A 22,988-nucleotide genomic window follows, 5' to 3' on the forward strand; every position below is an offset into this window, starting at 1 on the left:
CTGCTGCGCAGTCGAGCGGGAGCAAGCTCCCTCGCCACGGGGAGGACTCTGCATTACTTGTCCTGAAATTGCGCCGGCCGTTTGGCCACGAACGCCGCCATGCCTTCCTTCTGATCCTGCGTCGCAAACGCCGCATGGAATACCCGGCGTTCGAAACGCACGCCTTCGCAAAGGCTGACCTCGAAGGCGCGGTTGACGCTTTCCTTGACCATCATGCTGATAGGCAGCGATTTGGAGGCAATCAGCGCTGCGGTTTTCAACGCATCGCCCAGCAATTCATCGGCCGGTACGATCCGCGCGACGATGCCGCAACGCTCGGCTTCCACCGCGTCGATGAAACGCCCGGTCAGGCACATTTCCATGGCTTTGGCCTTGCCGACCGCCCGGGTCAGCCGCTGGGTGCCGCCCATGCCTGGCAGCACGCCAAGGTTGACTTCCGGCTGACCAAACTTGGCATTATCACCGGCCAGGATGAAATCACACATCAACGCCAGCTCGCAGCCACCGCCCAAGGCAAAACCGTTCACCGCGGCGATGATCGGCTTGCGGCGGTTGGCCACGCGATCGCTGTCGCTGAACAGGTCGTCCAGGTAGATCCGCGGGTAGGTCAGCTCAGCCATTTCCTTGATGTCGGCCCCGGCGGCAAAGGCTTTTTTCGAGCCAGTCAGCACGATGCAGCCAATCTTCGGATCCGCCTCCAGGCTATCCAGCGCCTGGTTCAGCTCGCTGACGATCTGCGCATTCAAGGCGTTCAACGCCTGGGGACGATTGAGGGTGATCAGGCCGACGCGGTCCTTGATCTCCAATAAAATTGTTTCGTAGCTCATGCAGGACTCCTGTTCAAAGATTGCGCGAAATGACCATGCGCTGAATGTCGCTGGTGCCTTCGTAGATCTGGCAGACCCGCACGTCGCGGTAGATGCGCTCCAGCGGGAAGTCGTTGAGGTAACCGTAACCGCCCAGGGTCTGCAGCGCCATGGAGCAGACCTTCTCGGCCATCTCCGAGGCGAACAGCTTGGCCATGGACGCTTCCACCAACGCTGGCTGGCCGTTGTCCCGCAGGGCAGCGGCGTAATGCACCATTTGCCGAGCCACGGCGATCTGGGTAGCCATGTCCGCCAGGCGGAACGCCACGGCCTGGTGCTCGATGATCGGCTTGCCGAAACTGGAACGCTCCCGCGCGTAGTCCCGGGCCGCCTCGAACGCAGCGCGGGCCATGCCCACCGCTTGCGCCGCGATACCCACCCGGCCGCCTTCCAAATTGGCCAGGGCGATCTTGTAGCCCTCGCCCTCCTCGCCCAAGCGATTGCCCACCGGCACCTTCACCTCCTCAAAGAGGATCTGGCAGGTGTCGGAAGCATGCTGTCCGAGTTTGTCTTCCACCCGCGCCACGCTGTAGCCCGGCGAATCGGTTGGCACTATGAACGCACTGATGCCACGCTTGCCGGCGCTCGGATCGGTCACCGCAAACACAATCACCACCCCGGCGTTCTGCCCGGAGGTGATGAACTGCTTGCAACCGTTGAGCACGTAATAATCGCCCTCCAGCCGCGCCCGCGTCTTGAGGCTGCTGGCGTCCGACCCGGCCTGGGGCTCGGTCAGGGCAAAAGCACCCAGCATCGCGCCGCTGGCCAGGGGCGTGAGGAACTTCGCCTTCTGCTCATCGTTGCCGAACTTGAGGATCGGCACACAACCCACCGAGTTGTGCACGCTCATGATGGTCGAGCACGCGCCGTCACCGGCGGCGATTTCCTCCAGCGTCATCGCGTAGGCCAGGTAACCGGTTTCACAACCGCCCCACTGCTCCGGCACCAGCATGCCGAAAAAGCCCAGTTCGGCCATTTCACCGATGGCTTCCCGGGGGAAACGATGCTCACGGTCCCATTCGGCAGCGAACGGTTTCAGGCGCTCCTGGGCGAACTGCCGGGCCATGTCGCGGATTTGGGTCTGTTCTTCAGTCGGGAGCATGGTGGTTCCTTAATACAGGCATTCAACTGCCATGGCCGTGGCTTCGCCGCCGCCGATGCAGATCGCCGCGACGCCGCGCTTCAGGCCTTTCTGACGCAGGGCCGACAACAGTGTCACCAGGATCCGCGCCCCAGACGCGCCAATCGGATGACCCAACGCACAGGCGCCGCCGTGGATGTTGACCTTGTCATGGGCGATTTCCAGCTTGTCCATGGTCACCAGCCCCACCACGGCAAAGGCTTCGTTGACTTCGAACAGATCGACCTGATCCAGCGACCAACCGGTCTTTTGCATCAGTTTCTTCACGGCGCCAATCGGCGCGGTGGGAAACAGGCTTGGGGTATCGGCGAACGCGGCATGGCCGTGAATCACCGCCAAAGGTTTGAGACCACGCTCGGCTGCCTGACTCTGGCGCATCAGCACCAGCGCCGCGGCGCCATCGGAAATGGAACTGGCGTTGGCCGCCGTCACCGTGCCGCCCTCGCGGAACGCCGGTTTGAGCGAGGCGATCTTGTCGATCCGCGCTTTAGGCGGCTGCTCGTCGTGGCGAATGGTCACTTGTTCCTTGCCGACCATGACCTGCAACGGCACGATCTCGGCGTCGAAACTGCCGTCCTTGATCGCTTGCTGGGCACGGTTGGTGGACGCAATGGCGAAGGCATCCTGGGCCTCTCGGCTGAAACCGTTGGCCTCGGCGCAATCTTCGGCGAAGGTGCCCATCAACCGACCTTTGTCGTAGGCGTCCTCCAGGCCGTCGAGAAACATGTGGTCAAGCACCCGACCATGGCCCATGCGATAACCGCCACGGGCACGGTCCAGCAGGTACGGTGCGTTGGACATACTCTCCATGCCACCGGCCACCACCACCTCGGCGCTGCCGGCGATGAGCATGTCATGGGCGAGAATCGCCGCTTCCATACCCGAACCGCACATCTTGTTGAGCGTGGTGCAGCGGGTCGACTTGTCGAGCCCGGCGCCCAGCGCAGCCTGACGTGCCGGTGCCTGGCCTTGGCCGGCGGCGAGCACACAACCGAACAGCACTTCTTCAACCGCACCCGGCGCGATGCCGGCACGCTCCACGGCGGCCTTGATGGCGGCGGCACCCAGTTGCGGCGCGGTGAGGCTTTTCAGTTCGCCCTGGAAGCCGCCCATGGGGGTGCGGACGGCGCTGACGATGACAATAGGATCGTTGGACATCATGAATCCTCCTGACTTATTTGGCTGCCATGCGCAAGGCGCCGTCGAGACGGATCACCTCGCCGTTGAGCATGCTGTTCTCAATGATATGCCTGACCAGCGCCGCGTACTCGGAAGGTTTCCCAAGGCGCGGCGGAAACGGCACGCCGGCGGCCAGGGAATCGCGTACCTCCGGGGTCATGCCGGCCATCATCGGGGTTTCGAAAATCCCCGGCGCAATGGTCATCACGCGGATACCGAAGCGCGCCAGCTCACGGGCGGCCGGCAGTGTCAGGCTGGCGATAGCACCTTTGGATGCGGCATAAGCCGCCTGGCCGATCTGCCCGTCGAAGGCTGCCACCGAGGCGGTATTGATGATCACCCCGCGCTCGCCGTCGGCGTTGGCCTCGGTTTCGGCAATGGCCGCAGCCGCCAGGCGCAGCAGGTTGAAGCTACCGATCAGGTTGACGTTGATCACTTGGCTAAAGCTGGCCAGCGCGTGGGGGCCGTTCTTGCCGAGGATCTTCTCGCCGCGCACGATACCCGCGCAATTGACCAGGCCATTCAGACCACCAAACGCATCGACCGTGGCTTTGACCGCCGCTTCAGTTGCTGCCTCGTCGCTGATGTCGGCCACCACGCTCTGGCAACCCAGTTTTTGCGCCTGGGCGGCCACGGCGTCGGCGTTGAGGTCCACCAGCATCACCTTGGCGCCGGCCTTGACCAGCATTTCACCGGTGGCCGCGCCGAGGCCGGAAGCACCGCCGCTGACGAGGAAAATCTTGTTGTCGATCTGCATCATGGTTTCCTTGGGTTCAAGCTGAAACGTTGTGCGCTGCGGCCTCTTGAGCCTTGGCGATTTCCTGGTTGCGCAAGATAAAGCGCTGCAATTTGCCGCTTGGGGTCTTCGGCAAGTCGCTGACAAATTCGATTTCACGGGGATAGGCATGGGCCGCCAAGCGCTGGCGCACGTGCAGGCGCAATTCCTCGGCCAGCTCCGGTGAGGCACGGTATTGGGCGCTGAGTACCACGAAGGCCTTCACCAGTTCGGTGCGTTCCGGGTCAGGCTTGCCGATCACCGCTGCTTCCACCACGGCCGCGTGCTCGATCAGCGCGCTTTCCACGTCGAACGGACCGACCCGGTAGCCGGAGGTGGTGATCACGTCGTCGCTCCGGCCCACGAAGCTGATGCTGCCATCCGGGTTCAGCTCGACGGTGTCGCCGCTCAGGTAGTAATCGCCGACGAAAGCCTTGGTTGGCGCGCCCTCGTAACCGGCGAACCAGCACATGGGCGACTGGCGGCGGTCCACCGCGAGAATGCCCGGTTGGCCCACGCCCAGCTCGCGCTGGTTTTCATCCAGCACCACGATCCGGTGCCCCGGCGAGGCGAAACCGGCTGCGCCCAGGTGCACCGGGTGTTCCAGTCCATGATGGTTGCACAGCACCATGCCCAGTTCGGTCTGGCCGTAATGGTCGTGGATCACCACGTTCAGGTTATCGGCGAACCAACGGATCACCTCCGGGTTCAACGGCTCGCCGGCGCTGCTGACGATGCGCAGCGTGCCCTTGATCGAGCGGGCGAACTGCTCGCCGCCGGCGATCAACAGGCGATAGGCCGTGGGCGAGCCGGTCAGGTTGGTAATGCCGTATTTGTTGATGATCCGGCAGGTGCTTTCGAGGGTGAACGGGCCATCGTAGAAGGTAATGGGATGCCCCATGGCCAACGGCCCGGTCACGCCAAAATAGATGCCGTAGGCCCAACCCGGGTCGGCGACGTTCCAGAAGGCGTCTTCAGGGCGCAGGTCCACCGCGTCACGGGTGTAGCTCTGGAACGCCACAATGGCCTTGAGCGGCACCGACAGCGCCTTGGCCGGTCCCGTAGTGCCAGAGGTGAACATCAGCAGGAACGGGTCTTCGCCGGTGAGCATCAGCGGTTCGCACTGGTTGGAATGATTCGCCACTTCGGCCCAGAAACTGTAGTCGCCGCGCACGATGCCCTGGCCCTTTTCGCCGCCGACCGTAACGACCGTCGGGCAACCAGCGACTTCGTTGAGCTTGGGACGGTTGACGGCGTCGGTAACGACAATACGCGCCCCTGAGCTGCCGAGACGGTGCTCGATGGCCTTGGGCCCGAACGCAGTGAACAGCGGTTGATACACCGCGCCGATGCGCCAGGTGGCGAGGACCACGATCAGCAGTTCAGCGGTGCGCGGCAACAGGCCAGCCACTTTATCGCCCTTGCCGACGCCTTGGGCACGCAGGAAATTGGCGAATCGCGCGGCGTTGTCCTGCAGGTCACGGTAGGTCCAGGTGGCTTCACTGCCGTCACGGCCCTCCCAGAACAAGGCGATGCGCCCCGGCAACGCATGGCGGTCGCAACACTCGACGCAGGCATTGAGCGCCTCGAGCGAGCCGTGCAGCGCGGCGTTGACGGTGTGCAGGTAATCGAACTGCGACGTGGCGGACGAATAATCGCGCATGACCAGAATCCCTCTGTACTTTTTATTGGGTGGGGGAACCGTGAAGAGCAGGCAAATACTCGCGCCGAAGGGCGGTGGCGGCAATGGTCAAAGCCATCAAGTTGCTTGACTGGTTTGGCCATGGTCTGGGGGGAATGTGTCGCCTGGAATGGCTCTATCGCGAGCAAGCTCGCTCCCACAGGGGTTTTCGGTGGCGGACTCAGCGTGATCAGTCAGGGTCGTTGAGAATCAGGCTGCGATAATGCCCCGGGTTGGACCCGGACCACTTGCGAAACGCCTTGTAGAAGGAGCTGGCATCGGCAAAGCCCAGGCGCGAGGCGATTTCGACGAAGCTGATGGAAGGCTCGGCCAGCCAGGTGATCGCCAGGTCCTTGCGCACGCTGTCCTTGAGGCCTTGGTAAGTCTGGCCCTCTTCCGCCAGGCGTCGACGCAGGGTCGAGGCGGACACGCACAACTGCTGGGCCAGGGCCTCGGTTTCCGGCCACTGGTCGGCGGGCAGCTGCCGTAGGTCGTGCCGAATACGGCTGGCCAGGCTTTGCGGGTTGCGGTATTTGACCAGGATGTTGGCCGGGGCCTGGGCCAGAAAGCGCTTGAGCTCATCGGCGTTGCGCCGGATGGGCAGGTCGAGGCATTCGGCGGAAAAAATCATCCGCGTACGGGGCCGGTCAAAACGCAGGTTCTGGGAGAACATCACCCGATAGTCGTCGCAGAAATCCGGCGCTGGGCAGCGCAGTTCGACGGACAGAATGGGAATCCGTCGCCCGGCCAGCCAGCAGGCCACGCCATGGACGATCATCCAGTAGGTGAAATAGGTAAAGGCCCGGCGCGGCGCCTGGTCATCTTCCAGCAGCACGATCTCCGCCAGGCTTTGCTGGCGGACCCACTGGGCCGGCAGGTGTTCGAGCATCAGCGACAGAAACCCCAGCCCTGCCGTCAGGCCGCTCGCCAACGTGGGCTGGGCCATGGCGCACTGGCAGAGAAACGCCAGGCTGCCGGACTTGAGCTTGCGCGGGTCCATGCCGAAAAACTCGTCATCCAGACGCCGGGCGAGTAAACGCCAGAGCCGCGCGTAGGCATGGGCCGGGACCCGCGCCAGGGGATCGTCGAGCCATGCCGGGGCTATGCCGACCTTGCTGAGGACCTCATCGGTAGCCGCCCCAGGCGCGCAGCTTTGCAGCAACGCCTCACGCACCAGCTGGATGGAGATGGTGTCTTTTTCCGACATGGCGCGGGTGTTCACAGGATCCGGTAAAGCAGCCGTTCGATCCGCACCCGGCTGACCCGTTTCAGGAACCTGGCCACTGCGTCGGGGTAATCCGGCAGGGTTTCCAGGTCCAGGTAACGCTCGATCCGGTGGGTGTGGCGGTAGATCTGTTCGAGCTCGGCCTGGCGCGGCGCCAGCAGCTCGCCCTTGGGATCGTCCAGCAGCAGCGCGTTTTCCAGGTCCAGGCGAAAGGCCCGCGGATTGAGGTTGTTGCCGGTCAACAAGGTGTAGCGCTCGTCGACCCACATGCCCTTGAGGTGATAGGTGTTGTCCCCGTCACGCCACAGGTGCAGGTTCAACTGACCGCTGTCGATCGCGCGCTGATGCCGCTTGGCGAAGCGGCGCAGGCTGATTTCGTAGAGGTATGGCAGCGCCGCGATGATCTTGAACGGCTCGCTTGGCGGGATGTAGAAGTCGTTGGCGGTCTTGTCGCCGACGATGATGTCGATCTTGACCCCGCGGGCCAGCGCGCGGTTGAGCTCCCGGGTCACGGCCAGGGGCAGGTTGAAATACGGGGTGCAGATGGTCAGTTGCTGGCGGCTGCTGGCGATCAGTTCACCGATCACTCGGCTCAGCGGATTGTTCTTGCCCACGCCCAGCAATGGGCTCACTGACAGGCCACTCTTGTCGAGGCTGCCGGCGCTGGTGTCATAGGTCGCGTACTTCAAGCGACTGCGCAGGTCACCGATGTCCTTGCGCAAACTGCGGGTGCTGGGCAGGTTCGGCAGGTCCAGGCGATGCACGGCCCTGGACGTGACCAGGCCATGCTGCACCAGGTGATGCATCGAATCGGCCAGTGCCGCGTTTTGCAACAGGTGATAACGGTCGTAGCGATACTTGTCGAACTTGTGCAGATAGACGTTATTCAGGCTGGCGCCGCTGTAGAGCACACAATCGTCAATCACGAAACCTTTCAAATGCAGCACGCCGAACAACTCGCGGGTCTGCACCGGCACGCCGTAGATCGGCACTTCGCTGGCATGACTGCGGGTCTGCTCCTGATACCACGCCGAGTTGCCCGGCTGCTTCTTGGCGCCGATCAGCCCACGCTGGGCCCGCAGCCAATCCACCACCACGACCACGTCCAGTTCCGGACGCGCCGCTTTGGCGGCATGCAAGGCATCGAGGATTTCCTGGCCGGCCTCGTCCTGTTGCAGGTACAGGGCGACGATGTAGATGCGCTGGGTGGCCTGGGCGATTTTCTCCAGCAGGCAACGGCGAAATTGGGCAGCGCCATCGAGGATGGTCACCGCATCGGCGGTCAGTGCAAAGCTGCGCAGCTTAGGCAGCAGGGAGCGTTTGAAGAGCGACGGCATAGGGCTCGCAAAAGGTCGATTCCGAAGAACGGATGAGCTTACACCATGGATGGGCTTGGGTCTTCCCGTCGTCAAGAAAAAAAGACTTGACCAAGGAGAACGGTCATTCTACTTTCATCCCCATGAACGAAATCACTGGTAATGAAACACGAGACATCATCCTCGATGTCACCGAAAAGTTGATCTATAGAAGTGGCATCGCCGCCACCGGCATGGACCTTTTGGTGAAAACCGCCGGCGTCTCCAGGAAAAGTGTCTATCGCTACTTCACCAACAAGGACGACCTGATCGTGGCCGCCCTCAAGCGGCGGGACGAGCGCTGGATGCACTGGTTCAGCAGCGAAGTGGATAAGGCGTCGTCACCGACTGAGCGGCTGTTCAACCTGTTCACCGTACTCAAGGGCTGGTTCGACAGCGAAGGTTTTCGCGGCTGTGCCTTCATCAACACCAGCGGCGAAACCGGCGACCCACAGGATCCGGTCCGCCAGGTGGCGAAGATGCACAAACAGAAGCTGCTCGATTACGTGACCCGGCTGTGCGTCGAACAAGGTGTCGAAGACCCGGACGCCCTGGCCCGCCAGCTGCTGATTCTGATCGACGGCGCCATTACCGTGGCGCTGGTCATGGGCGACCACAGCGCGGCCGACCACGCCCAGGACATGCTGAAGATATTGCTACATGCCTGACCGTTGAACCTGAGCCCTTCATCAACTCATTGGAGATTCGCCATGTCTGCCTCTTCTGAAGTTCGTCCGCCGTTGCCGCCGTTCACCCGTGAATCGGCGATCGATAAAGTTCGCCTGGCCGAAGACGGCTGGAACGCTCGCGACCCGCAAAAAGTATCCCTGGCCTACACGCTGGACACTCAATGGCGGAATCGCGCGGAATTCGCCCATAACCGCGAAGAAGCCAAGGCATTCCTGACTCGCAAGTGGGCCAAGGAATTGGATTACCGGCTGATCAAGGAGCTCTGGGCCTTTACCGATAACCGCATCGCCGTGCGCTACGCCTACGAATGGCACGACGACTCGGGCAACTGGTTCCGCTCCTACGGCAATGAAAACTGGGAGTTCGACGAGCAAGGCCTGATGTATAACCGCTACGCCTGCATCAACGACATGCCGATCAAGGAAAGCGAGCGCAAATTCCGCTGGCCGCTCGGCCGTCGGCCTGACGATCATCCGGGGTTGTCTGAGTTGGGGTTGTAACGCTTTCGGCTGAACCACCGCTATCGCGAGCAGGCTCGCTCCCACAGGGGATCTTGGGTGTTCAGGAGTCTTGTGTTCACCACAGACCCATTGTGGGAGCGAGCCTGCTCGCGATGGCGATGGTAAATCCAACAGAGATGCAAGCTGCCCCCCACAGCAGCGCCAGACCAGCGGCCCCTCCAACAGGCTTGACCCACATGCCGCCAGGCATCACATTGCCTGGGCCGGCGATAAGCTCGCTGTTTCGTTGTGCAGCAGACTTTGTGGAGCCCATGACTGCGTCGATCCCGATCCGCCCCCCCTGCCCGCCCGGCGTCTGCGATTGCGGGCGTGATGCCTTGCTGCAAGCGCCTGGCAGCGACCTGCGTATCCTGTGCCTGAACCGCCAGGAAGAAAAACGCCTGCTTGAGCGCCTGGAGAACATCCAGAGCCTCGACGAACTCCAGCGCCTGCAACAACGCCTGTATGAAAACCTGGGGATCGGCCTGAGCGTCGAGCCTGGCTACAACGAAGTGCGGACCATGCGCGGCATCGCCATCGAATTCCAGGACCAGCCCGGCCTGTGCCGAAAGATTCGCCAGTCCATCCCCGCCGCCATCCGCCGAGGGCTTGAAAAACGCCCGGAGATCGCCTGGCGACTGCTGGATGCCCACGACCTGTTTCGCGATACCTGAAACCCGGGCAGCTCCTTCCCTGGAGCGGCACCTCGGCCTAGAAATCCACCGTCGCGGACAGCAGGTAGGTGCGCGGGGTCGATAGCGTCAAGCCTGGCTCGCTGTCATCCGACGCGCCCGCCGAACTCCAGTAGCGCTTGTCGGCCACGTTTTCGATGTTGGCCCGCAGGGTGATGTTCTTCTCGTCGATCTTGAAGCCGTAGCGAGCACCCACGTCGAAACGCGTCCAGGCGTCGATTTCCTTGGTGTTGGACTGATCCAGGTACTGTGAGCTGGAGTAGATGCCACGGCTGGTCAATGTCAGGCCCTGAACGGTCGGCACGTCCCATTCGGCACCGAGGTTTACGTTGTACTTCGGTGTGGCCGGTGCTCGGTTGCCATCGAAGGTGCCATTGGTGGTGTGGGTCAGTTCGCTGTCGATGAGCATCACACCGCCGAGCAAGCGGGTGCCCTTCAGCGGTTCGCCGAACACACTCAACTCCACGCCGGTGTTTTCGCGCTGGCCGTTCGGGCCGAATACACGGGTCGTGGCGTCGGTCGCGTAGGCCGGTTGCTTGATCCGGAATACCGCGGCGGTGACAGCGAACGGGCCGGCATCATACTTGGCGCCCACCTCGACCTGACGGCTGATGAACGGCGGGAAAATCTCATCCTCGTTCACCGACGTCGACGGCGCGATCTTGCCCTGGCTCAGGCCTTCCATGTAGTTGGCATACAGCGACAGCTTGTCAGTCGCCTTGAACAGGATGCCGCCCGACGGCGAAACCTTTTCCTCATCGTAGGCGGTGTCGCCCTTGACGTTATTCGTCCAGTCATCAACCTTCACCCGCTGCCAGCGGGCGCCGAGGGTCAGCAGCAAGCGATCCTCGAACAGCCCCAGGGTGTCGGACAACGCCACGCCGCTGAAGCGGTTCTCGGTGTAGACCTTGTCGTCCTGCCGCGTCGGGTTGCTTGGCGTCGGGGTCGGCACCGGGTCATACAGGTTGCTGCGGCCGTTGGCGTAACGGGCGCCGCCATTCTCGAAATCCATATAGAAATAGCTGGCCGCCAGGTTGACCTCATGGCTCACCGGACCGGTATGGAACCAGTTGCGCACCCCGGCCGTGGCCGTGCGGACATTTTCCTCCCGGGTAAAGTCACGGGGCTGGACGGTGAAGTCACCCGCGTCGTTGGTCACCGAAACGTTGTGCCGAAGGAAGTCATGGTCGCTTTTACGCGCGCCGACACCGCCATACAGCATGACGGAGTCGCTGAGATCGAACTCAGCGTTCACGGTACCGAAGGTATCCTGGGTACGCGCCTTGCTCCAAGGCTGGGCATAGTTGTCGCGCACATCGCTGGCGTGAGGAACCTGCGCGTTGGCGCCGACCTGCACACGCTCCTGGGGGGCGTCGGTGTTGCGCTCGGTGTGGCCGATATCCGTCGAGAGCCGCAAGCGCTCACCGCGAAAATCCAGGCCCAGCACCGCCATCTCGCGGTCCACGCTCTGGTGATCCCATTCGGTGTCGCCCGCCTGCTTCACACCATTGAAGCGAATACCGAACTTGTTTTCTTCACCAAAGCGCCGACCGACATCCACCGCCCCGCCCATCTGGTTATTGGAGGCATAGCTGCCGGTGAACGAGGTGATGGGCTTGTCGGTGGCGCGCTTGGGCACCACATTGATCCCGCCGCCCACGCTGCCTCGCGGCGAGATACCGTTGATGAGCTGGCTCGGGCCCTTGAGGATATCGACGCGTTCAGCCATCTCCATGTCGATGGTGTAGGTCGGCAGGATGCCGTAGAGGCCGTTGTAGGCGACATCGCTGTTGAACAGGCTGAACCCACGAATGGTGAACTGCTCATAACGTCCGCCCGCCGGGTTGGTGGCGCGGACCGAAGGGTCGCTGGCGATCAGGTCGCCCAGGGTGCGCGCTTGCTGGTTCTTGACCGTCGTGCTGGTGTAGGTGGTCATGCTGAACGGGGTTTCCATGAAATCCCGCGAGCCCAGCAAGCCTTGGGAACCACGCCGTGCCACCTGACCGCCGGCATACACCGGGCTGTCCGTCGACGCCGTGGCGCCAAGAATCGAGGTGGGTGCCAGTTGCAGGCTGCTGCCGTCCGGCGCTGGCATCAGGATGTAGGCCTGCTCCCCCACTGGCTGCAATTGCAGGCCGGAGCCGCGCAGCAGCCGGACAAACCCCTCTTCCACCCCAAACTCCCCCGAGAGCCCTGTGCTGTTGCGCCCGCTCACCAAGGCCGGATCCACGGACAAGTTGACCCCCGCCAACCCGGCAAACCGGGTCAACGCCGCACTGAGGCTGCCGGCCGGCACCTGATAACTGCGCCGGGTGGCTTCTTCGGCCAGGCTCGATGAGATGAAGAAAGGGCTGGCCCCCAGGCTCAGCATGAGACTCAGGTTCAGCAGCGGACGCCAGCCGGCGAAGGCCGGGCGCAAACGCAAAGGTACAACTGCGGACATTGGAAAGCGCTCTCGTTTTTGTTCAGTTGCCTTGAATGACAAGCGAGACAAAAAAAGGGGACAGGGCTCAGGCTCGATTCCTGGCGAAACGTGCAAAGCCACCCCCATCTGTGGCGAGGGAGCTTGCTCCCGCTGGGGTGCGAAGCGCCCCCAAAATGAAGCGAATAGCGTCAACCTGACACACCACGGGGGCTGGTTTGGGGTTGCTGCGCAACCCAGCGGGAGCAAGCTCCCTCGCCACAGGGGTATGACTACTCGTCTTTATTGCGTACCGGCCTCAGGCCAGATTTTTACGAAGCGTCAACGTGACCCAGTAACGAGTGCGCATGTGCACGTCCAAAGGCAGGCTGGCCGCAAGCAGCGTGAGGATTCGATCAGTGTTGTCCAGGCGGAAGCTGCCGGTGATCCGCAGCGGCTCCAGGCTTTCATCCCAGCGCAGCACGCCGGGGCGGTAGCGGTTCAGTTCCCGTAGGAAATGCCCCAGCGGCTGGTCCTGCGCAACCAGCACCCCATCACGCCAACCCAGCTGGGCCACGTCGAACGCCCGCACCGGCCCCGCGCCTGAGGCCTGGACGTTGACCTGCTGGCCCTCTTCCAAACTCAGCGATGGCCCGCGCAGCGGTTGCAATTGCGCCGAACCGCTAACCACCGACACCCGGCAATCGTCCTTGCCCAAGTGCAGACAGACTTCACCACGATTGATGGTGATGAGCCCATAGGGAGACTGAACGGACAGCGGCGTGCGCCCGGCGAGCTTGATAGCCATCTCACCGCGCACCAACACCAGGCGCCGCGCCTTGAGGTCAAGGTCGACGGCGCTGTCGGTGTTCAATTGCAACGCGCTGCCATCGACCAGCGTCCAGCGCCGTTGCTCGCCCGTGGCGGTGTGCAGGTCAGCGCGCCAGACCTCCAGCGGCAGCTCCCGCCCCAGCAGCCAGGCAGCCGGGACCAATGCAGCAACGCCCAATGCGCGCTTGAGCACCGCGCGCCGGGCCAGCACCGGACGGTCCAGGGTGGCCATGCCCAGGGAGGCTGGCACCCCGGCAAAGCGCTGGCGCAATCGTTGCGCCTTCTGCCAGGCCGCCTCGTGGTGAGCACTGCTGTCGCGCCAGCGTTGCAGGGCCGCCGAGTCGAACGCGTCGCCATCGAACTCCATCAAGGTCAACCAGCGGGCAGCTGCCCGTGCCGCTTCACGGGCCTCGGCTGATGGCGTCGAAGACATCAGAAATCCACCAACAGGCAATGCTCGTAGGCCTGGGCCATGTAGCGTTTCACGGTGCGCTCGGAGACTTGCAAACGCTCGGCGATCTCGCGATAGCCCAGGCCTTCGAGCTGACTCCAGAGAAAAGCCCGCCGCACCAGAGGCGGCAGGCCATCCAGCAGTTCGTCCAGGGCTTGCAGGGTTTCCAGCAGCAGCCAACGCTGTTCCGGAGACGGTGCGCAAGCTTCAGGCAGGTGCGCCAAAGCGTCGAGGTACGCCTGCTCCAGATTGCGCCGGGTGTAGAAATTGCTCAGCAGGCGCTTGCCGACGGTCAACAGGTAAGCACGGGGCTCTTGCAGGTCAGCCAATGGCTGGGCGCTGGAAAGCACCCGCAGGAAGGTATCCTGGCGCAGGTCCGCCGCATCCCAGGCATTGCCCATGCGCCGTCGCAACCAGCCTTCCAGCCAACTGCCGTGGTCACGGTACAACGCATGGAGGGATTGCTCCGTCGGCGTAACTGCATCACACATGTCCAGAAGCCTGCGCAAGGTCTTAAATGAGACTGATTCTAATTAATGTTCGCGCATGAATCCAAGTTGTTTGTGCAGAGTAGGTCTAAAAAGAGATTGCTGGGGGCCGCTACGCAGCCCAGCGGGAGCAAGCTCCCTCGCCACAGGTGAAGTCAGAGACACCTACCTGTGGGAGCTTTTGTGGGAGCCGAGCTTGCTCGCGATGAGGCCCTTCCAGTCAATATCTCTGCGGTCTGTCACACCGCCATCGCGAGCAAGCTCGCTCCCACATTAGGTCTTTTGCAAGCGGTGCCGTCAGTGACTGGCATGCAACGTCTTCGGCACTTCCGGCATGGCCGAAGAGTGGTGGTTGATGATCTTCCACTGGCCATCGAGGCGCTCATAGAGGAAGGTGTAGCGCGCCTGGACCTCGCGCTTGGAACCGTCAGCCTGGGTCAGGGTGAAGGTATAGACACCACTGTCCATCGCCGCGTCAGGCCCCAGGTGGCGGATTTCCCGGTAGTTGATTTGCCCGACCGGCTTGGCCGCCAGGAAGTGCTCGAAGTAATCCTGGATCAGCGCCGGCGTGTTGCGCACCTTGTTGGAAACGGTCGGTTGCAAAATCGCATCCGGGGCGTAGAGACCGGTCACGGCGGTGGCGCTACCGGTTTGCAGCGCGGCGTTCCAGCGGTCGAACAGTGCGGCGATTTCCCGGTCATTCACGTTCTTGGGCTGCTCGGCCACGGTGCGATACACGTAGGGTGTGGCCTCGACAGCCTGGACGAGCGGCGCGCTCAGCAGGAAAAAAGCTGCGATGGCACAGGTTTTCATTTTCATCGGAAGGCACCTTTGGGTTTCAATGAGCCCACTTTGCCGGCCTTCCCAACCTTCGCCATCGGCCAACCGGTGCCAATCGCCTATGCCATTCGGCAGATAGGCCCGGTGCCGGTGACACGCTCTAATGACGTCACCGCGAACCGTCCGATCTTATTCACGCTGGAGCTCCCCATGCAAAGCCCACCCCATGACCCCGGCAGTGCCCTGGCCATCCGCAGCCAGTATCGCCAGTCGCAAAGCCGTGCCGCGCGCCTGGGACTGCTGCTGGGCACCGGCCATGAACTGACGCAATTGCCACTGCCGGCCATGCGTCAGCGAGCGCTGCAACGGGCGTGCGCGTTCATGGCGATGGACCATGGCCTGCTGCTGGAGTGGGCGCCGGACAACACGTTGCGCACCCTCGCCAGCCACGGCAGCGCGGAACGCGTCGACTTCCTCGCCAACCTGGCCCAGCCGCAGACGCTTGGCCCGAATTGGCTGGAATCACCCGGCAGCGCCCTGCCCCAGGTCCTTCGCATACCGCTGCGCAGCTCCGATGGCGCGGCGTTCGGGGCGTTGCTGCTGGGCAACAGCGTCGCTCTCGGCGCGCCAGACAACGAAGACATCGAGTCGCTGCAATTGCTGGCGACGCTGTTGGCGGCGCACCTGGAGAACAGCCGCCTGCTCGAAGCGCTACAGGCCCGGGAGCGGACCATGTCCGAGCTGGTCCACCGCTTGTTCAGCGCCCAGGAAGACGAACGCAAGCGCGTGGCCTACGACCTGCACGATGGCCTGGCGCAAAACCTCGCCGGGCTGCATCAGCGCTTGCAGGGTTTCGCCGGTCGCTGCCCGTCGCTGCCGCCTGCATTGGCGAGCGAGTTGCAGGCCATCCTCGACCTGGCCCAAGGCTGCGTCGGCGAGGGTCGGCAACTGATCGGCGGCCTGCGCCCTCATGTGCTGGATGATTTCGGCCTGTACAAAGCCGTCGACAAGGAAGCCGATCGCCTGCGTGACGCGGGCTTGAGCGTAAGCTGGGCCGAACACAGCAGCGCGCGCCTGCCGGGCCACACCGAGATCGCCCTGTTTCGCATTGCCCAGGAAGGCATCAACAACATTCTCAAGCACGCCCAGGCCCGCCACGTCGGCCTGGGGCTGGCGGTGGAAGATGGCCACGCCAGCCTGCGGGTGGAAGACGATGGGCGTGGCTTTGCCCTGGAACAACCCATCGAGACCAACGGCAGTTGTCACCTGGGACTGGCCGCCATGCAGGAGCGCGCCAACCTGCTGGGCGGCCACCTGGCCTGTTGCAGCCAACCCGGCGGTGGCACCCGCCTGCTAGCCAGCGTGCCGCTACCGGCCCCCGGAGTACAGCCATGAATCGCCCATTACGCCTGCTGCTGGCCGATGACCACGAAGTCACTCGCACCGGATTTATCAGCATGCTCGCCGGCAACCCGGGATTTGAAGTCGTCGGCGAAGCCCGGGACGGCCAGGAGGCCCTCGACCTGTGCGAGCGGCTACAACCGGACATCGCCATCCTCGACATCCGCATGCCGGTCCTCAATGGGCTTGGCGCGGCGCGGATCCTGCAGCAGCGCCAGCCCGGGATCAAAGTGGTGATCTTCACCATGGACGACAGCCCCGATCACCTCGAAGCCGCCATCAGTGCGGGCGCGGTCGGCTATCTGCTCAAGGATGCCAGCCGCAATGAAATGCTCGACGCGCTCAAGCGGGTCGCCCAGGGCGACGAGGCGCTGAACAGTTCGGTCAGTGCGCGCCTGTTGCGTCGCATGGCCGAACGCAGTGCGAGTGGCGCCAGCCAAGTCCAGGCCCTGACCGCCCGCGAGCGCCAGGTATTGGGGTTGGTGGCCGGCGGTTTCAGCAATCGTGAAATCGGCGAGAAGCTGGGCATTGCGCCCGGCACGGCCAAGGCCCACGTCGAGCGCGTCATCGGCAAGCTGGGCGCCGCCGACCGGACCCAGGCCGCCGTGCGCGGTGTGGCCCTGGGCCTGGTGGCGCAACCCGGCGGGCAATGGCCATGAGGTTTCTCGCCGCCCGCCGCTGGGCCGACCTGCCATTGCGAGGCAAGGCCCTGGTGGTGATTTCCCTGCCCTTGGTGGTGCTGCTGCTGTCGCTGGTGCTGATCTATATCACCGAACGCCAGACCGCACGGGCCGAAGAGGATGTGCGCCGGGTACTGCTCGTCCAAGGTGACATCCAGACGGTCCATACCTTGCTGGCCGAGGCCGCGGCCAGCGTGCGCGGTTACCTGCTGACCCGGCGCGAAGATTTCCTGCCCAGCTACGAACAGGCGACACCGCTGATCCAGGCTGCGTTGCAGCGCCTGGACCACAATATTCGCGACGCCAGGATGCGCGAGCACCTCAAGACCATCACCCCGCTGATCGCCGACAAGCTCGACGGTTTGCTCGCCTTGCGCAACGGCAAGCGTGACGACCCCGAGGCCATCACTGCGATCCTGATCGAAAACAAGCAGGTGCTGGACGTGCTGCGCGAGCAGATCAGTGCCATGCGCATACGCGAGGATGGCTTGCTCGCCGAGCGCAGCGCCGCCGCCTCGGCCACACGCATGCGCCTGTTGTTCGCCACATTGCTGGCGGCAGTGTGCGGGTTGCTCGGGGCTATTGTCGCGGTGCTGTTCCTGTCCAAGGGCATTGTCGCCCGAGTCCAGCAGGTGCAAGGCAACGCCCAGCGCCTGGCCTTGGGCCAGCCGTTGTTGCCACAACCGCCGGAGCAGGACGAAATCGGCCAGCTCGGCACACGCCTGGTGGAGGCCGGGCAGTTGCTCGCCGAACGCGAGCGGGCCCTGCGCGATAACGAAGAGCGCTTGCGGCTGATCATCGACGGGGTGAAGGACTACGGGATCTTCGCCCTGGATGCCCAGGGCTACGTCACCACCTGGAACGCCGGCGCACAACGGATCAAGGGCTACACCGAGCAGGAAATCCTCGGCCAGCACTTCTCCCTGTTCTACCTGCCCGAGGAATGCCCCGCACACCCGGACATGGCCCTGCGCGAAGCCACCCGCGACGGCCATTACATGGAGGAAGGCTGGCGTTGCCGCAAGGACGGCAGCCGCTTCTGGGCCAGCGTGGTCATCACTGCTCAATACGATGGCACGGGTGCCTTGCGCGGGTTTTCCAAGATCACCCGCGACATCACCGACCGACGCGCCGCTGAAATCGCCCTGCGCACCGCCCGCGAGGAAGCGGAAAGCGCGAGCCGGGCCAAGAGCGAATTCCTGTCGCGCATGAGCCACGAACTGCGCACGCCCTTGAACGCCATCCTCGGTTTCGCTCAATTGCTGGACATGGACTCCCCCGCCGGCCAACGCCCCCAGGTCAGTCACATCCTGCGGGCCGGCCAGCACTTGCTGGCATTGATCAACGAGGTGCTGGACATCGCCCGGATCGAGGCCGGGCGCCTGCCGCTGAACATCGAGCCGATCGCCCTGGCGAGCGTGCTGCACGAAGCCTTGACGCTGGTTTCCCCCATGGCCGCCGACGCCGGGATCCACTTGGTCGACCTGCCGGCACTGCCCGACGACAGCGGTGTACTTGCCGACCGCCAGCGGCTGGTGCAGGTGTTGCTCAACCTGTTGTCCAACGCCATCAAGTACAACCGGCCCGGCGGTGAGGTGCGCATCGAAGTGAGCGTCCAGGCCCATCAGGTGAGCATCGCTGTCCACGATACCGGCCACGGCATCGCCCCGGAACAACTGGGCCAACTGTTCAAGCCTTTCGAACGCCTGGGCGCCGATCCGCAGGTCGAAGGCACCGGCCTTGGCTTGTCCTTGAGCAAAAACCTGTTGGAGATGATGCAGGGCAACCTGCAAGTGCACAGCGAACCTGGACAGGGTTGCTGTTTCACCCTGCAATTGCCTGGCACCCAGGTGGTCGGCACGCACTTGCCGCCCATCGCCGCCCTGGCCGTGACGCGTGCCCCCGTGGACTATCACGGCAAGATCCTCTGCATCGAAGACAACCTGTCGAGCCTCGCACTGATCGAAACCCTGATGCAGCGCCGGCCCGGCATCCAGTTGTTGTCGAGCATGCAAGGCCAGATGGGCCTGGACCTCGCCCGCCAGCACAGCCCGCAACTGATCCTGCTGGACGTCACCCTGCCGGACCTGGAAGGCCTGGAAGTCTTGCGGCGCCTGCGCCAGTCCCCGGCCACCGCAGCCACGCCGGTGCTGATGATCACCGCCGATGCCAGCGACTTGACCCATCGTGCCCTGCGCGACGCCGGGGCCACGGCGATCCTGACCAAACCTATCCATATCCAGGCCTTCCTCGGCCACCTCGAGCACTATCTACCGGAGCCCGCATGAATCGCGATTTGCGCATTCTGATCGTCGACGATCAGCGCCCCAACCTGGACCTGATGGAACAACTGCTGGCCCGCGAAGGGTTGCACAACGTCCTGAGCAGCACCGAGCCTTTGCGCACGCTGGACCTGTTCAACAGCTTCGAGCCGGACCTGGTCATCCTCGACCTGCACATGCCGGCGTTCGACGGCTTTGCCGTGCTGGAGCAACTGAACCGACGCATCCCGGCCAACGACTACCTGCCGATCCTCGTGCTGACCGCCGACGCGACCCGAGACACGCGCCTGCGGGCCCTGGCCCTCGGTGCCCGGGATTTCATCAGCAAACCCCTGGATGCGCTGGAAACCATGCTGCGCATCTGGAACCTGCTGGAAACCCGTGCGCTCTATAAGGCGTTGCGCGAGTTGATCCCGTCCCAGCAGATCGAACTGTTGCGCCAGCACCGTCCCGCCGTCGACCCGGCCTAGCCTGGCGGCCGATTCATCGAGGTCATCGACCCATGGAAGTCACCGAACGAACATCGGCAAACGGCCTGCAAGCGCACATCCGCGGCGAACGCCTGGCCACCTCTGACGGCGTATCGAGCAAGGAGATCCTGATGGAGATCTTTGTCCGCGAGCGCAACGAAGCCCACATCGTCGTGCCGGCGGTGGCCGAGCCGTTGCTCGTCTGGGTGCTGTCGGGGGAAGCCATTGTCGAGGAACGCGCCGCCCACGGCGAGTGGGAAGCGAATACGGTGCGCCGTGCGGATTTTTTCCTGACCACCTCCCCTGATCCTTATGAGATGCGCTGGCAAGTGACCAGCCCTGAGCCGTTCGTGGTCATGCATGTGTACTTGGGCCTGGCGTTGCTGGAACGCGCCATTGCCGAAGCCGGCGGTAGCGGTGCGATTCAGCTGCGGGAGGTCTCGGGTGGGCGGGACGACGTGCTTTCGGCCTTGCTCGAACAGATCCGGGCAGAGTTGACCCGACGCGGCGGCACCAGCGCCTTGCTGATCCAGGGTGTGGGGCAATGCGTGGCGGTGCACCTGGCGCGGCATTATGTGGATGCCGGGGCCGAGGACATGTCCAGACGCAACGCGCTGCCCGCCTTCAAGCTCAAGCGCGTCATCGGCCTGATGGAACAACACTTGGCCGAACCCTTCTGCCTCGCTGACCTGGCCCAGGCCATCGACCTGAGCGAATACCACTTCAGTCGCCAATTCAAGCGCGCCACCGGGCGCTCACCCTCGCAATACTTCATCCAACTGAGAATGGCCCGGGCCCGGAAACTGTTGATGGAAACCGAGCGCAGCGTCATCGATATCGGCCTGGAAGTCGGGTATGGCAGCGCCAGTCACTTTTCCCAGATCTTCCGCCGTGAAGTGGGCGTGGCGCCGAGTCATTACCGCAAGTAAGGACAACATATCCCGTGTGGCGAGGGAGCTTGCTCCCGCTCGGTTGCGCAGCGACCGCAAGATTTTTGGGACCGCTGCGCGCTGGAGCGCCAGCCCGGTCCAGCGGGAGCAAGCTCCCTCGCCACAATGGGGTTCTTGGCCAATGTCGTGATACGGCGCTTACTTGATCCGGTAGTGAAACGTATTGCGCACCGCCGGCACCGTCACCGCTTTGCCATCGACGACCCGTGGCTGATAACGAAACGTCTGGGCGGCAGCCAGGGACGGTCGAATGAACAAGGGGTGGCAACCGTCGATGACCTTGGGGTTATCGATCCGCCCGTCCGGCGTCACGCTGTATTCCACCGTGCAATCGCCTTCCAGCCCCTTGTCCAAGGCGCGTTGCGGATAATCCGGGGCTTGCTTGCTCAGCGGTTGGTAGCTACGGCTGTCGGCAGCGGCCTGGCGCGCCTGCTCGGCGTGGCGTTGCTCGGCGAGTGCTTGCGCCTGCCTGGCCTGGCGCTGTTGTTCGGCGGCCTGCTGCTCGGCGGCTTGCAGGCGTCGTTCGCTTTCCTGGCGTTCGCGCTGCTGCTGGGCCTGTTGCTCACGCTTTTGCTCCTCGACCCGTTTGCGGGCCAGGGCCGCCTGTTCCAGTTTCTGCGCCTGGACGCGCGGGTCCACGACCGGCTTGGTGGGCGCGGGACGCGGCGCTTCCCTGGGCGGCGAGGCGGGCTCGACCGCTGGTGGTGCAACCGGGATGACAGCCGTCGGAGCAGGCGCTTCGGGCACCGGTGCCGCCGGCAGCATCACCAGTTGCGTGCGTAGCTCCCGCGGCGCCTCGGCGACTGGCTTCTCCACGCTCCACCCCAGCACCAACAACGCCACCACACCCACGTGCAGGGCCACGGCGAGCCCCGCCGCCAGGCTGTTTTTCCAGAAGCTGCGACCCAACGCAGGCGCACTCAAGGAAGGACTGTGCATGATCATCGCCGTCATTGCGGTGCCTCGGTCACCAGCCCCAGGTTGGTCACGCCGCCCTGCTGCAACGCAGCCATGGCCGCGACGACCCGACCGTAATCGGCGTGATCGTCGGCTCGGATGTACACCTGGGTATCGCTGCGCTCGGCCACCACCTGCGCCACCTTGGCGCGCATCTGTTCCAGATCCACGGCGCTGTCGGTCTGGTGCCGGGTGTCCAGTTCAGCGCCCAGGTTCCAGTAGTAACCGCCCTCGGCCTTGACCGACAGAGTGAGGATTTGCTGGCGACTGTCGGTGGCCAGCGCTTCGCTCGCGACCTTGGGCAGTTCGATCTTCACACCCTGGGTCAGCATCGGCGCGGTGACCATGAAAATCACCAGCAGCACCAACATCACGTCGATGTAGGGCACCACGTTCATTTCGGCCTTGGGGCCGTGCTTGCGTTGTGGCTTGACGAGCATCTGCCCTCTCCTTTCAAGCGGCCGTGGCCAGGGTCACCGGGGCACCGTGCAGCTTGCGATGCAGACGCGCCTGCAGTTCATTGCCAAACGCGTAGTAACGAGTCAGCAAGGTCTGGCCACGGGCCGCGAAACGGTTATAGGCAATCACCGCCGGGATCGCCGCGAACAAGCCGATGGCCGTGGCGATCAACGCTTCGGCAATGCCCGGCGCTACCGTCGAAAGACTGGCCTGCTGCACCTGGGACAGGCCGAGGAACGCATTCATGATCCCCCATACCGTGCCGAACAAACCGATGTAAGGGCTGACCGAGCCGACGGTGGCGAGAAACTGCAAACCTTTCTCCAACTGGATTTCCTGTTCGCTGATCGCCACCTGCAGCGAACGCTCGACGCCCTCAAGTACCACCTCCGGCGTGCTGGAAGTTTGGTTGAGCTGAGTGAACGCCAGCAGGCCGGCCTGGAAAATCGGTGTGACACCGCCTTCCTCTTCACGCACTTGCGCGTGTTCCCGATAAAGGGGCAACAGGTCTTGGCTGCTGCGAAAGCGCTGCATGAAACCGTTTAGCTGACGCTCGTTGCGTTGCAACACGGCGCTGCGCTGGATGATCAGGTACCAGCTCAATAGCGAGGCCAGCAGCAAGGTGAGCATGACCGCCTTGACCAATAGACTCGCGTCGCTGATCAGGCCCCAGATCGTCATGTGTTCCAAAGTGGCTTGCATGGTTGAAACTCCTGTCTGGCGGTTATTCGATG

General features: G+C 63.5%; 22 protein-coding genes. 8 read left to right on the forward strand and 14 right to left on the reverse strand.

What is annotated here, in order from left to right:
• Nucleotides 1–53: 53 nt before the first annotated feature.
• The 7 genes from AD659_RS11620 to pssA form a co-directional block, all read right to left on the reverse strand.
• Nucleotides 54–827, reverse strand: coding sequence for an enoyl-CoA hydratase (locus AD659_RS11620; protein WP_053121282.1), 774 nt, complete (start codon nt 825–827; stop codon nt 54–56).
• Between the two features lie 13 nt (nt 828–840).
• Nucleotides 841–1,968, reverse strand: coding sequence for an acyl-CoA dehydrogenase (locus AD659_RS11625; protein WP_053121285.1), 1,128 nt, complete (start codon nt 1,966–1,968; stop codon nt 841–843).
• 9 nt (nt 1,969–1,977) lie between these two features.
• Nucleotides 1,978–3,165, reverse strand: a complete 1,188-nt coding sequence (locus tag AD659_RS11630) for an acetyl-CoA C-acyltransferase (protein WP_053121385.1) — start codon at nt 3,163–3,165, stop codon at nt 1,978–1,980.
• A 16-nt stretch (nt 3,166–3,181) separates the two neighbouring features.
• Nucleotides 3,182–3,943 carry an SDR family NAD(P)-dependent oxidoreductase gene (locus tag AD659_RS11635; protein ID WP_053121287.1) on the reverse strand — a complete coding sequence of 254 codons (762 nt, stop codon included), beginning with the start codon at nt 3,941–3,943 and terminating at the stop codon, nt 3,182–3,184.
• 16 nt (nt 3,944–3,959) lie between these two features.
• Nucleotides 3,960–5,624, reverse strand: a complete 1,665-nt coding sequence (locus AD659_RS11640) for an AMP-binding protein (protein ID WP_053121288.1) — start codon at nt 5,622–5,624, stop codon at nt 3,960–3,962.
• 208 nt (nt 5,625–5,832) lie between these two features.
• Nucleotides 5,833–6,849 carry an AraC family transcriptional regulator gene (locus tag AD659_RS11645; protein ID WP_053121386.1) on the reverse strand — a complete coding sequence of 339 codons (1,017 nt, stop codon included), beginning with the start codon at nt 6,847–6,849 and terminating at the stop codon, nt 5,833–5,835.
• Nucleotides 6,850–6,860: 11 nt separating this feature from the next.
• Complete coding sequence (gene pssA / locus AD659_RS11650; protein ID WP_053121290.1) at nt 6,861–8,204, reverse strand: CDP-diacylglycerol--serine O-phosphatidyltransferase; 1,344 nt, start codon at nt 8,202–8,204, stop codon at nt 6,861–6,863.
• A gap of 122 nt (nt 8,205–8,326) precedes the next feature.
• Here pssA and AD659_RS11655 point away from each other — a divergent pair, with 122 nt between their 5' ends.
• The 3 genes from AD659_RS11655 (at nt 8,327) to AD659_RS11665 (ending at nt 10,086) form a co-directional block, all read left to right on the forward strand.
• The gene (locus AD659_RS11655; RefSeq protein WP_053121292.1) at nt 8,327–8,890 is read left to right on the forward strand and encodes a TetR/AcrR family transcriptional regulator; all 564 of its coding nucleotides are present in this window, start codon (nt 8,327–8,329) and stop codon (nt 8,888–8,890) included.
• Between the two features lie 42 nt (nt 8,891–8,932).
• Nucleotides 8,933–9,412 carry a nuclear transport factor 2 family protein gene (locus AD659_RS11660; protein ID WP_053121294.1) on the forward strand — a complete coding sequence of 160 codons (480 nt, stop codon included), beginning with the start codon at nt 8,933–8,935 and terminating at the stop codon, nt 9,410–9,412.
• 272 nt (nt 9,413–9,684) lie between these two features.
• Nucleotides 9,685–10,086, forward strand: a complete 402-nt coding sequence (locus AD659_RS11665; protein WP_053121296.1) for a hypothetical protein — start codon at nt 9,685–9,687, stop codon at nt 10,084–10,086.
• Nucleotides 10,087–10,123: 37 nt separating this feature from the next.
• Here the strand turns inward: AD659_RS11665 and AD659_RS11670 are convergent, their stop codons facing one another.
• The 4 genes from AD659_RS11670 to AD659_RS11685 form a co-directional block, all read right to left on the reverse strand.
• Entirely contained in the window at nt 10,124–12,547 is a 2,424-nt protein-coding gene (locus AD659_RS11670) for a TonB-dependent receptor (protein WP_053121298.1), read from the reverse strand.
• 277 nt (nt 12,548–12,824) lie between these two features.
• A complete protein-coding gene (locus AD659_RS11675; RefSeq protein WP_053121301.1) occupies nt 12,825–13,769 on the reverse strand; it encodes a FecR domain-containing protein in 945 nt (314 codons plus the stop codon).
• Nucleotides 13,769–14,278, reverse strand: a complete 510-nt coding sequence (locus AD659_RS11680; RefSeq protein ID WP_053121304.1) for a sigma-70 family RNA polymerase sigma factor — start codon at nt 14,276–14,278, stop codon at nt 13,769–13,771. Before AD659_RS11680 ends, AD659_RS11675 begins: the two co-directional genes overlap by 1 nt.
• A 294-nt stretch (nt 14,279–14,572) precedes the next feature.
• Complete coding sequence (locus AD659_RS11685) at nt 14,573–15,094, reverse strand: SgcJ/EcaC family oxidoreductase (RefSeq protein ID WP_053121306.1); 522 nt, start codon at nt 15,092–15,094, stop codon at nt 14,573–14,575.
• Nucleotides 15,095–15,265: 171 nt separating this feature from the next.
• Between AD659_RS11685 and AD659_RS11690 the strand changes: the two genes are divergently transcribed.
• From AD659_RS11690 to AD659_RS11710, 5 genes are read left to right on the forward strand one after another with little or no spacing between them, the layout of a single operon-like run.
• On the forward strand, nt 15,266–16,450 hold the full coding sequence (locus tag AD659_RS11690; RefSeq protein WP_053121388.1) for a sensor histidine kinase: 1,185 nt from the start codon (nt 15,266–15,268) through the stop codon (nt 16,448–16,450).
• Nucleotides 16,447–17,115: a response regulator gene (locus tag AD659_RS11695; RefSeq protein ID WP_053121308.1), complete on the forward strand. Its 669-nt coding sequence runs from the start codon at nt 16,447–16,449 to the stop codon at nt 17,113–17,115. The genes AD659_RS11690 and AD659_RS11695 overlap by 4 nt, the downstream gene beginning before the upstream one ends.
• Nucleotides 17,112–19,424, forward strand: coding sequence for an ATP-binding protein (locus tag AD659_RS11700; protein WP_053121390.1), 2,313 nt, complete (start codon nt 17,112–17,114; stop codon nt 19,422–19,424). The genes AD659_RS11695 and AD659_RS11700 overlap by 4 nt, the downstream gene beginning before the upstream one ends.
• Nucleotides 19,421–19,888, forward strand: coding sequence for a response regulator (locus AD659_RS11705; protein WP_053121309.1), 468 nt, complete (start codon nt 19,421–19,423; stop codon nt 19,886–19,888). The genes AD659_RS11700 and AD659_RS11705 overlap by 4 nt, the downstream gene beginning before the upstream one ends.
• Nucleotides 19,889–19,920: 32 nt before the next feature.
• Entirely contained in the window at nt 19,921–20,817 is an 897-nt protein-coding gene (locus tag AD659_RS11710) for a helix-turn-helix domain-containing protein (RefSeq protein WP_053121312.1), read from the forward strand.
• Between the two features lie 159 nt (nt 20,818–20,976).
• On the opposite strand, the gene AD659_RS11715 is transcribed toward AD659_RS11710, so the two are convergent.
• Genes AD659_RS11715 through tolQ form a run of 3 tightly spaced genes read right to left on the reverse strand, consistent with a single transcriptional unit; the run spans nt 20,977 to nt 22,956 of the window.
• Complete coding sequence (locus tag AD659_RS11715) at nt 20,977–21,792, reverse strand: energy transducer TonB (RefSeq protein WP_053121313.1); 816 nt, start codon at nt 21,790–21,792, stop codon at nt 20,977–20,979.
• Complete coding sequence (gene tolR, locus AD659_RS11720; protein WP_053121315.1) at nt 21,789–22,235, reverse strand: protein TolR; 447 nt, start codon at nt 22,233–22,235, stop codon at nt 21,789–21,791. The genes AD659_RS11715 and tolR overlap by 4 nt, the downstream gene beginning before the upstream one ends.
• A gap of 13 nt (nt 22,236–22,248) precedes the next feature.
• The gene (tolQ, locus tag AD659_RS11725; protein ID WP_053121316.1) at nt 22,249–22,956 is read right to left on the reverse strand and encodes a protein TolQ; all 708 of its coding nucleotides are present in this window, start codon (nt 22,954–22,956) and stop codon (nt 22,249–22,251) included.
• Between the last annotated feature and the right edge of the window lie 32 nt (nt 22,957–22,988).

The organism is Pseudomonas thivervalensis, assembly GCF_001269655.1.
In the GTDB taxonomy this organism is placed as follows: domain Bacteria; phylum Pseudomonadota; class Gammaproteobacteria; order Pseudomonadales; family Pseudomonadaceae; genus Aquipseudomonas; species Aquipseudomonas thivervalensis.